The organism is Azohydromonas lata NBRC 102462, assembly GCF_001571085.1.
Taxonomy (GTDB): domain Bacteria; phylum Pseudomonadota; class Gammaproteobacteria; order Burkholderiales; family Burkholderiaceae_C; genus Azohydromonas; species Azohydromonas lata.
The window spans coordinates 1-9642 of record NZ_BCTC01000167.1; the positions used below are offsets into that span (position 1 = coordinate 1).

Below are 9642 nucleotides of genomic sequence, written 5' to 3' on the forward strand. Positions count from 1 at the left end.
TGCCGCCGGTGAAGAGGCCGTAGCCGTAGGCGATGTGCACGATGTCGCCGGCGCGGCCGCCCGCGGCGCGGATGGAACGCGCCACCAGGTTGGCCCAGGTGTCGATGTCGTTCTTCGTATAACCCACCACCGTGGGCTTGCCCGTGGTGCCCGACGAGGCATGCACGCGCGCCACCTGCTGGCGCGGCACGGCGAAGAGGCCGAAGGGGTAGTTGTCGCGCAGGTCGTGCTTGGTGGTGAAGGGAAACCTGGCGATGTCGGAAAGCGTCTTCAGGTCCGAGGGATGCACGCCCTTGGCGTCGAAGGCCCGGCGGTAGTGCGGCACGTTCTCATAGGCGTGCTCCAGCGTGCGGCGCAGGCGCTGCAGTTGCAGCGCGGCGATCTCGTCACGGCTGGCACGCTCTATGGGCTCCAGATCCCCGGCGGCAGGGCTCTTCACGGGCATGGCTTGTCTCCTTGTGCAATGGCTGGGCTGATTCAGGCGCCGACGGCCGGGCGGCCCTTGGCGGTGTAGGAGCGGCCACGGAAGACCGCAATGCGCTCGCCGCGCTGGTTCACCACCGTCACGTCATAGACGCCGGTGCGGCCGGCCTTGGACACCTCGGCGCAGCGCGCGGTGAGCACGTCGCCCAGGCGCCCGGGGGCCAGGAAGTCGATGGAGAAGCCGGAGGCGACGGTGAGCTCGTCGTAGGAGTTGCAGCCGTAGGCGAAGGCGGTGTCGGCCAGCGTGGCGATCACGCCGCCATGGCAGGTGGCATGGCCGTTGAGCATGTCCTGGCGCACCGTCATGGTCAGCGTGGCGCAGCCGGGCGCGATCTCGGTGACTTTGATGCCGGCGGCTTGGGCGGCCAGGTCGCGGGCGTACATGCCGTCGCGCACGCGTTCGGCAACTTGTTGGGCAGTGAGCGTCATGGGGGGAATCAGGATTCAGCGGTCGGTGAACACGGGAGCGCGCTTGGCGCCGAAGGCGGCCACGCCTTCCTGGTAGTCGTGGGCAACGCCCAGCTCGCGCTGCAGGCGGGCTTCAGCGTCCAGCGCGCCGTCCAGCGCCGTGAGCTGGGCCTGGTCCATGGCCAGCCGGGTGGCCACCAGGGCCTTGGTCGGCATGCGCGCGAGCCTGGACGCCAGCGACTGCGCCATGTCCATCAGCGCCTCGTCGTCCACGCAGCGCCAGATCAGGCCGTAGCGCTCGGCGTCTTCGGCCGGCAGCTTGTCGCCCAGGAAGGCCAGCGCCAGCGCCCGGGCGCGCCCAACGAGGCGGGGCAGCATCCAGGTGCCGCCGGTGTCAGGCACCAGGCCGATCTTGGAAAATGCCTGGATGAAACTCGCCGAGCGGGCGGCCAGCACCATGTCGCCGCACAGGGCCAGGTTGGCACCCGCGCCGGCCGCCACGCCGTTGACCGCCACGACCACCGGCACGGGCATGCGGCGCAGGCGCAGCACCAAGGGCTTGTAGTGGCGGTTTATGGCCACCGAGAGGTCCTTGGGCGGCTGGCCGACTTCAGGGCTCACCAGCGGGTCCGACAGATCCTGGCCGGCGCAGAAGGCCCGCCCGGCACCGGTGAGCAACAGGCAGCGCACGCGGGCATCGGCGGCCACCGCATCCAGCTCCGCGGCGAGCGCTTCGTGCATCGCAGCCGTGAAGCTGTTGAGCGCCGCGGGGCGGTTGAGCGTGAGCGTGCACACCGCGCCGTTCAGGGACTTCAGGATCAGGGTTTCGGACAACTCGACCTCCAGCAAGGTTCGGTTTGAGCGTTGAGTTTGGCTCAATGTTCTACCGACCGGTCGGTCTATGATATGAGTTTTCTTTTCCTTGAGATAGATCACGGCTGCTGGTGAAAACCCGGGTTGCGGAACCCGGCCTTGACGGCTCGTCCGTGCTGCATGACGGCCATGCGGTCGCAGAGGTGCGCGACGACGCCCGGGTCGTGGGCCACGGAGCAGGTCGGTCAGGCCGGCCTTTTCCACAATGGCATCGATGTGCCTTTGCTCGTCCTGCGACCCGTCAGGTTTCGCTTCTGAAACCGCGGCGCCGCGCCTTGTGACGGGCCATGTCGAATACGCCGCGGGCGTGGGCCATGCGTTTCAGAGCGAACGCCATACTTCAGGCACCAACAGGTTCGACATGGTTGCTGCCGCATACAAATTCACGTGCGCACGGCTGGTCGCCAATGACCAGCACCTGCGCCCGCCACCCGGGCAAGTCCGCCATGGGGCGGAGTCCCGCACCTGTCGCTGCCTTACCTCAGGTCAGCAACGTCCCTTCTTGGCCTGCCCAGGGGGGCAAAAACTGCCTGAGCCGCTTGGGCGCTCCACTGGATCGACCACGACCGCGCCTGAAGGGGTGTAGACGGCACAGCCTTGCAGCGAGAGCACAGCCAGGGCCAGGACAACGAAGGCACGCATGAGTCAGCATTGGCGAATTGCGAGGCAAGTATCTTAGTGGGTGGTGTTCGTGCACGTGTCCGGCGTGCAGCCCGCCGCGTTCGGCCAGCGAGGCGATCGGCCCGGTGGCTGCATCATCTCAACGGCGGGAACGGCATATGCCGTGCTCCATTCACCGCTGGCTGCAGTGGCGGTCACGTGCGTGGGATGGCCTATCGTCCAACGTGACTTGCTGCAGCACCAGTCCAGGTCGCAACCACTTTGAAGGACAGCATGAGAACACTGCGGGTGACCATCCCAGACGGCGTCGAGTTTGCCGATCTGCGCTTATCGCGCAATGCAGACGATGGCTTGGTGCGCTTTGCAATGGCCCCTATTGAAGCCATCTGCCAGGCCAGCGCATTGGACTTGGATGAAATCGTGCAAGGCCCGCAGCCCCTCGTGGGCTTGCTGATCGCGGCCTGGTACGAAGATCACCTGAAGGACGGCGGCGCACCTGACCCGGTGCAGGAAGACCTGCGCGAAGAAGCTCGGCTGGCGCGGGAACGAGGCGGCGGCTTCGCCTACCCCCCGGGACATGCCTGAACCGGTTCCGTCCGCCGGAGCGTTCAGCCGCAGACAGGCTGGGCATCACGCCGACCTGCCAATCGGGTGTGACAGCGCTGCAACAGGAGCGCCGGCCTGGTTGCGTGGCGCTGGCAAAGTAGCACGCCATGTTTTCGATGTCCGCTTCGCAAGCGCCGGAGCTGCTCCAGGCGTTCTACACCCGTCTGTCCCGGCGCTATGGCGCACCCGGCGTGTGCCTGATTGACTTTCCTGGCCGCTGGATGGTGTTCCGCACCTCGGACTTGGCCGCGGGGATGGAACGCGCGTTGATCGATGTCGAGCCGCCCCAAGACCACTCGACGGAAGACCTGGCGGAGCTGGAATCCAGAGCGGCCTTCGCCGTGGGCGAGGGACACGACGCAACGCTGGTGGTGATGAACCGGATCCATAGGGCGTCGGCGCCGCCTGTCCTCACGCTCTCCATGTGGAACCTGGAGCACCCCGTGGCATTGACCGGAGACATTGAGCTTGACGCCGCCGGCACACCGGTGCGCATAGGCCTGCCGGACGCCCTGCCCCGTTCCTGACGCGGCGACCCAAGCTCTCCTCCAGCGCTACGTCGCGTTCTCGTCGCGGCGTGTTCCATCGTCGCCCAAGAGCCAGGCCTGGCGCGCCAGCCAGCGGCCCAGCACGTTGTCGTTGGCCAGGTCCAGCTTGGCAAACAGGTGGGCGCGGTGGGTTTCCACGGAGCGTGGGCTGCAGGGCGGCTGCAGCAAGCGGGCGATTTCCTTGTTGGCCACGCCGCGGGCCACGTGCACGGCCACCTCGCGTTCCCTGGGTGTCAGCGATTCCCATTGCTCCAGCGCTTGTGCGCGACAGGCCGCCTCTTCCAACGCACCGGGCAGCTTGCCCAAAAGCGCCTCCGAGTCAGGCTTGACCACCCAGTCGCGCGCGCCCTGCCGCACGGCATTGAGCGCGGTCGGAATGTCGCCGTGGCCGGACAGGAACAGCACCACCAGCGGACTGCGCGCGGCCTTGAGACGCGCGAACACCTCCAGGCCGCTCATCCCGTTCAAGCGCAAGTCCAGTATCAGCACGCCGCCCGCGCGCATGTCCACCGTGTCCAGAAACACCTCGCCCGCCTCGAAGCCCTGCACCGCGAACCCGGTGGACATCAGCATCAGCAGCAAAGAGCGGCGCACGGCTTCGTCATCGTCAACCACGTAGATGTTCAACGATCGTCTTTGCATGATTCCAAGGGCAAGGTCAGGATGAACAACGCGCCGCATCCCGGCGGCGAAGCATGGGCCAGGCGGCCCCCGTGGCTTTCGGCAATCGAGCGGCAGATTTTCAGCCCAACGCCCAGGCCGTCGGCCTTGGTGGTGAAGAAGGGCTCGAAGATCCGGGGCACGACGTCGGCCGCAATACCCGGGCCGGTGTCCTGAACTTCCAGCTTGACCGCGGCGCCTTCGGCCCGCGCGCGGATGGTGATGCGCCTGCCGCCTTCATCCACGTCCTTCATGGCCTGCAGGGCGTTCATCAAGAGGTTCAGCAGCAACTGCTCCAGCAACAGCCGGTCACCGCACACGGCCGGCAAGGTTGCCGGCAGGTCCAGCTCGATGGCTGACTTGAGCTTGCGGATCTCCGGCGCCACCAGGGCCAGCACCGAGTTCACGATGTCCGGGATTTCGCACTGCTCCTGTCCCCGGCTGCGCTGGCGCACGAAACCACGCATGCGGGCCACGATGTCCGCGGCTCGCCGGGCCTGCGCCTGGATCTCCGCGAGGGTCTGGTGCAACAGCTCACGTGAGCTCTGCTGCGCAAAGCGCTGGGCCGCCACCGCATAGCTCGACAAGGCCATCAAGGGCTGGCCAAGCTCGTGAGCCAGCGTGGAAGCCAGCTCGCCCAGGCTGGCAAGGCGGGCCGCATGCTGCAACTGTGCCTCCTGTGCACGCTGGCGCTGCTCGGCAAGGCGGCGTTCGCGCAGCCGCCAGTACAGCAGGCTCAACACGAGCAGCAGCACCACCAGGCCCGTGATCACTTGAGCCAAGCGCTTGGCTTGGTAGACCTCGGACAGGTCGGCCATCACGCTCAGGGTCCAGTCCGTTCGAGGCATCTTCATGTCCGCCGCCAGCAGGGTCCGGTGCACGCCGCCGACTTCGGCCCGGACCTTGTAGGGCGTGACTTGCTGATCATCCGCCCGGCCTTCAACGCGCCACGGCAGCAGGGCAAAACTGCGCTGCGCCAGCCCATACTGGCGCTGGCCATTCAGCCAGGCGACATCCTCCTTCGCCAGGGGCTGTCGGGTGCCGTAGAGCCATGCAGGCACCGAGCTCAGGAACACGACGCCGCGGGCATCGGAAAGCACCACGGGGTCGGGCGCGCTGGCCCAGGCCGCCTGAACGGCGTCCAGCCCCACCTTCACGACGAGGACCCCAAGGATGCCCGTGGCGCCATGCACCGGCTCGGCGATGAACAAGCCGGGCACGCCAGTGGTCAGGCCGACACCGTAAAAGACGCTGCGCTCCCCGGCCAGCGACTTCTCGAAGTACGGACGCCGGCTGTAGTTCATCCCGACGAAGCTGTCACCCGTACGCCAGTTGCTGGCCGCCAGCGTCAGGCCCTGGCGGTCCAGCAGGTAGAGCGCCGACGCGCCGACGACGCGGTTCAACTCCTCGAAATAGGCGTTGGCCCGAAGGACGAACTCGCCATCCGCAGGCTTCTCAAGCAATGCAGTGACGGCGGGATGGCGCGCGCACGCCAACGGCAGGAAATCGAAGCGCTCCGCCGTGGACTGCAGGCCCAGGGCGTGAGCCTCCAGCGCGTGGTGCAGCGCCTGCGCCTTGAGGGCCATCTCGCGCCTTTCAACCCAGGCCCCCACGCCGGCCAGCAGCGCGGCGAACAAGGCCATGGCCACCAGGGCCAAAAACGCGCGCAGCATGCGGCTGCTGGAGGAACGTGCGAGATACAGGCGTGGCATGTCGATATTTTCCGCAGGGCAGGTGCGTGCCGTGTGGACGTGCACGGCAGTTGCCCAGGCCTGCGTAGTTCTACGCAGAGCTGCTTGAGGATTTGGCCGGATGCGGGCAAGCCACTTCGATTCCTAAGCTTGCGCGCGCTGATTCGATCCTTTCGCGTTGAGCCGCGGGACCCGGATCAAGCCCATATGTAAACAGGAGACAGCAATGACTGTATGTAACCGCCGCATGGCGCTCGCGGCCCTTGGGCTGCTCGTGTGTTCAACCGTGCAGGCGCAGGACTGGCCGTCCAAGCCGGTGACCATCGTCGTGCCGTGGCCGCCGGGCGGACCGTCGGACACGGTGGCGCGCCCAATGTCCAAGGGCCTGACCGATGCGCTGGGCAAGCCCTTTGTCGTGGACAACCGCGGCGGCGCGGGCGGCAACATCGGGTCGGCAGCCGTTGCCAAGGCAACGCCGGACGGCTCCATGCTGCTCATCACGTCCAGCGCGCCCATCGTGATCAACCAGCATGTCTACAAGAAGATGCCCTTCGAGGCGCAGAAGGACCTTGCGCCAGTGACCAACCTGCTGCGGGTGCCGCTGGTGCTGGCGGTTCACCCTTCCGTGCCGGCAAGCAACCTCAAGGAGCTTGTGGCCCACATCCAATCGGCAGCGGGCAAGTTCCAGTACGCGTCGTCAGGCAACGGCACACCGCAGCACATGACGGGCGAGCTGTTCAAGATGACGGCCAAGCTGGACATGACGCACGTGCCGTACAAGGGCTCGGCCACGGCGATCAACGACGTGCTGGCCGGGCACGCGCCCATGATGTTCGACAGCACGGTGGCCATCCTTCCGCACATCAAGGCGGGCAAGCTCAAGGCCATCGCCGTCACCGGCGCCAAGCGCTCGTCGCAATTGCCTGACGTGCCCACGTTCGCGGAGGCGGGCATGCCGGGCGTCGAGTCCTATGCGTGGTATGGCATGTTCGCCCCGGCCAAGACGCCCAAGGACGTGATCGCAAAAATCAACGCCGAGGCGCTCAAGGTCATGAAGGGCGCCGAGTACCAGCACGTGCTCAAGGAAACGGGCTCGGAGTTCGTGGGCGACACGCCCGAAAATTTTGCGGCTTTCGTGAAGGCCGAGTCCGAGAAGTGGGGCAAGGTGGCCAAGGCCACGGGTGCGACGGTCGATTGACAAACGGCCTGAGCCGACTGCCAGAGGTCCTGGCGATCGCCGGCAAGTGGAACCTTTGTGCTCGGCACGGACCGAAGCCACCTTGCCCACTTGCTTGAAAAGTCCCTATGACCTCTGCAGAGATCCAGGCCATTGTCACCATCGCCGTGCTCGCAGCGTATGCCGACGGCGACAAGCATGACCGCGAGCGCGACGAGCTCAAGCGCATCGTGGAAGGCCTGGGGCGATCCCATGGCGTGCACCTGCCGATGCTTTATCAGGACGTGCTGATGAAGCGCGTCGACACCGCTGCGGCGGTTACCGGCCTGGGCAGTGCCGAGGCCCGCCAGCTCGCCTACGAAATGGCAGTCTGCGTATGCGATGCCGACGGCGCACAGTCGCAAGCCGAGGCAAGTTTCCTGGCCAAGCTGCACGGCCAGCTTGGCCTGGGCACCTCGGCCGGGCGTTTCGAAGCGCAGGCCGAAGAGCTGGCAACGGCGCCGCTGGGTGCCGCGGCGGCCACACCGGGCTCAGGCAAAGCGGCGGCGGCTGTCGACAACTCGGCGCTCGACCAGGCCATCCTGAATGCCGCCATCCTGAACGGCGCCCTGGAGCTGTTGCCCGAGACTTTGTCGACGATGGCCATCATTCCGTTGCAGATGAAACTGGTCTACCGCATTGGCCAAGCCCATGGTTACCAACTCGACAGCGGACACGTGAAGGACTTCCTCGCGACGGTCGGTGTCGGCCTGACGTCGCAGTACCTCGAACAGGCCGGCCGCAAGCTGCTCGGCGGCGTACTGGGCAAATTCGGCGGCGGCATGTTTGGCGGCCTTGGCAAGCAAGCCGTCAGCTCAGGCATGAGCTTTGCGACCACCTATGCCCTCGGCCACGTTGCCAAGCGCTACTACGCCGGGGGGCGAACCATGTCGACACAAATGCTCAAGGACGCCTATGCCAGCGTCACGGCCGAGGCCCAGGGCCTTCAGGGAAGGTTCATGCCGGCGATGCAGGAGAAGGCCCGCGGCCTGGACGCCAGCAAGGTCCTGGCGCTGGTGCGCGGAGCCTGAAGGGTCGTCAAGGGCAGTTCGGCGGCCGCAAGACGCTGGCTTGCTGAGACCAGTCCTGCGCCACGTCACCGCGGCCTGGCCACGGACCGCCCCGTCTCCAGCCTGCATCACTGGAGATCGATGCGGGCATCGGCGATCACCTTGCGCCAGCGCTGGGACTCGCTCTGCGCGAAGGCCTTGAACTGCTCGCCATTGAGGGGCAGCGGCTCGCCGCCTTCGCTGGCGATCCAGTCGGCCGTGTCCTTTTGCGTCAGTGCGCGCGAGAACGCCGCGGCCAGCCTGCTCCTGACGCCGTCCTGGCTGCCCTTGGGCACCACGAGGCCGAACCACTGCTGCACGATGACGGAGGGGTAACCCGTCTCGGCCGTCGTGGGGACGTCGGCGACGACGGAGGAGCGCGCGGGGCCCGCGACGGCCAGTATCTTGAGCTTGCCGGCCTTGCGCTGATGCTCGGCCGTACCGGCGGGCATGATCATCAAGTCCACGGTGCTGCTGATCAGGGCCGTCACGCCCGGCGCGGTTCCCTGAAAAGGAACGTGCAGCAGCTCAATGCCCGCCGCCGACTTGAACAGTTCCGTACCCAGGTGCGCCAGGCTGCCGTTGCCCCAGGACGCATAGGAATACTTGCCCGGTTGAGCCTTGGCCAAGGCGACGAACTCACGCAGGCTGTTGGCCGGAACATGTTTGCCCACGGCGATGATGTAGGAGAACTTGGCCAAGCCGGTCACGTCGGCGAAGTCGGCCGTGGCATAGGGCAGTTTCGTGTAGTAGATCGGGTTGATGGCATGGGTGTCGGAGGACGCGACCATCAACGTGTAGCCGTCGGCTGCGGACTTCGCCGCGAAGCTCGTGCCTATGCTGCCGCTGGCCCCGGGGCGGTTGTCGACGATGAACGGCTGGCCAAGTTGAGAGCCCACCTGCTCGCTGAGCCGCCGGGCCAGCGCGTCGGTGATCGCGCCTGCAGGCCAAGGAACCACCACTCGGACAGGCTTGCTGGGGTAGTCCTCCGCCCGCACCACAGGCGTGGCCGTCAGGAGTCCCGCCATGGCGCACAGGCCCAGGGCGGTGTTTCGAAGCGTGGGGGAAAGCGTCTTGAGGCTGCCGTTCATGTCCAAGAGCAAGCTTGAATGGAGTGCTTGCCATCTTGGAGACAGGCGGCGCGGCGGCTTGTCACGCGCCGCCGCCGTGTGATCCACCAGCGACGGCGCAGAAGCTGGCCAGCACGGGCAGGCCGCAAAATGCAAGCCATGACCGATCATTCACTGCCTGCGGGTCTTGTCGCCGTGGTGGGCGACGAAGGCACCGGAAAGACCCGCCATTTGCGCCAACTGACTGGCCAAACGCAAGGGCCTCCCTTGGACACGTTGAACCCCGAGGCGGTCTGGCTGGATCTCAGCCTGCCCGGCCTTGATGACCGCACGCCGGATAAGGTGTGGGATACCTTGCGTACGCGCTGTCCGCGCTGGAACGCAGCACTGCTGCAGGAACTGGTAGAGGCTTTAAAG

The 9642-nt window shown here is 66.5% G+C and carries 9 protein-coding genes and 2 pseudogenes; 5 read left to right on the forward strand and 6 right to left on the reverse strand.

Features of this window, described 5'->3' with window-relative positions:
• The 3 genes and pseudogenes from ALA01S_RS29250 to ALA01S_RS29260 all read right to left on the reverse strand — a co-directional run.
• Nucleotides 1-445: pseudogene (locus tag ALA01S_RS29250) on the reverse strand (phenylacetate--CoA ligase); the annotation flags it as partial.
• Nucleotides 446-477: 32 nt separating this feature from the next.
• Complete coding sequence (paaI, locus tag ALA01S_RS29255) at nt 478-912, reverse strand: hydroxyphenylacetyl-CoA thioesterase PaaI (RefSeq protein WP_066342985.1); 435 nt, start codon at nt 910-912, stop codon at nt 478-480.
• Nucleotides 913-927: 15 nt separating this feature from the next.
• Nucleotides 928-1725 carry an enoyl-CoA hydratase-related protein gene (locus tag ALA01S_RS29260; protein ID WP_066343003.1) on the reverse strand — a complete coding sequence of 266 codons (798 nt, stop codon included), beginning with the start codon at nt 1723-1725 and terminating at the stop codon, nt 928-930.
• 933 nt (nt 1726-2658) lie between these two features.
• Here ALA01S_RS29260 and ALA01S_RS29265 point away from each other — a divergent pair.
• Together ALA01S_RS29265 and ALA01S_RS29270 are read left to right on the forward strand one after the other, a co-directional pair.
• Nucleotides 2659-2970: a hypothetical protein gene (locus ALA01S_RS29265; protein WP_157119385.1), complete on the forward strand. Its 312-nt coding sequence runs from the start codon at nt 2659-2661 to the stop codon at nt 2968-2970.
• 128 nt (nt 2971-3098) lie between these two features.
• Nucleotides 3099-3518 carry a hypothetical protein gene (locus ALA01S_RS29270; RefSeq protein ID WP_066342989.1) on the forward strand — a complete coding sequence of 140 codons (420 nt, stop codon included), beginning with the start codon at nt 3099-3101 and terminating at the stop codon, nt 3516-3518.
• Between the two features lie 27 nt (nt 3519-3545).
• Here the strand turns inward: ALA01S_RS29270 and ALA01S_RS29275 are convergent, their stop codons facing one another.
• Both ALA01S_RS29275 and ALA01S_RS29280 read right to left on the reverse strand, forming a co-directional pair.
• A complete protein-coding gene (locus ALA01S_RS29275; protein ID WP_066342991.1) occupies nt 3546-4181 on the reverse strand; it encodes a response regulator transcription factor in 636 nt (211 codons plus the stop codon).
• Nucleotides 4163-5911: a sensor histidine kinase gene (locus ALA01S_RS29280; RefSeq protein WP_084268064.1), complete on the reverse strand. Its 1749-nt coding sequence runs from the start codon at nt 5909-5911 to the stop codon at nt 4163-4165. Before ALA01S_RS29280 ends, ALA01S_RS29275 begins: the two co-directional genes overlap by 19 nt.
• 205 nt (nt 5912-6116) lie before the next feature.
• On the opposite strand from ALA01S_RS29280, the gene ALA01S_RS29285 reads away from it, so the two are divergent.
• Both ALA01S_RS29285 and ALA01S_RS29290 read left to right on the forward strand, forming a co-directional pair.
• Nucleotides 6117-7088: a Bug family tripartite tricarboxylate transporter substrate binding protein gene (locus tag ALA01S_RS29285; protein ID WP_066342995.1), complete on the forward strand. Its 972-nt coding sequence runs from the start codon at nt 6117-6119 to the stop codon at nt 7086-7088.
• 107 nt (nt 7089-7195) lie between these two features.
• On the forward strand, nt 7196-8137 hold the full coding sequence (locus tag ALA01S_RS29290) for a YcjF family protein (RefSeq protein WP_066342998.1): 942 nt from the start codon (nt 7196-7198) through the stop codon (nt 8135-8137).
• Nucleotides 8138-8244: 107 nt separating this feature from the next.
• Here ALA01S_RS29290 and ALA01S_RS29295 read toward each other — a convergent pair whose 3' ends face one another.
• Entirely contained in the window at nt 8245-9246 is a 1002-nt protein-coding gene (locus ALA01S_RS29295) for a Bug family tripartite tricarboxylate transporter substrate binding protein (protein WP_066343001.1), read from the reverse strand.
• 129 nt (nt 9247-9375) lie between these two features.
• Between ALA01S_RS29295 and ALA01S_RS33725 the strand changes: the two are divergent.
• Nucleotides 9376-9642 (forward strand): annotated as a pseudogene (locus ALA01S_RS33725) (hypothetical protein); the annotation flags it as partial.

Excerpts from the sequence above, each read along its gene's own strand:
- ALA01S_RS29290 (WP_066342998.1), top strand. The coding sequence starts at position 7,196 with ATGACCTCTGCAGAGATCCAGGCCATTGTCACCATCGCCGTGCTCGCA.
- ALA01S_RS29285 (WP_066342995.1), top strand. The coding sequence starts at position 6,117 with ATGACTGTATGTAACCGCCGCATGGCGCTCGCGGCCCTTGGGCTGCTC.
- ALA01S_RS29265 (WP_157119385.1), top strand. The coding sequence starts at position 2,659 with ATGAGAACACTGCGGGTGACCATCCCAGACGGCGTCGAGTTTGCCGAT.
- ALA01S_RS29280 (WP_084268064.1), bottom strand. The coding sequence starts at position 5,911 with ATGCCACGCCTGTATCTCGCACGTTCCTCCAGCAGCCGCATGCTGCGC.
- ALA01S_RS29295 (WP_066343001.1), bottom strand. The coding sequence starts at position 9,246 with ATGAACGGCAGCCTCAAGACGCTTTCCCCCACGCTTCGAAACACCGCC.
- ALA01S_RS29275 (WP_066342991.1), bottom strand. The coding sequence starts at position 4,181 with ATGCAAAGACGATCGTTGAACATCTACGTGGTTGACGATGACGAAGCC.
- paaI (WP_066342985.1), bottom strand. The coding sequence starts at position 912 with ATGACGCTCACTGCCCAACAAGTTGCCGAACGCGTGCGCGACGGCATG.
- ALA01S_RS29270 (WP_066342989.1), top strand. The coding sequence starts at position 3,099 with ATGTTTTCGATGTCCGCTTCGCAAGCGCCGGAGCTGCTCCAGGCGTTC.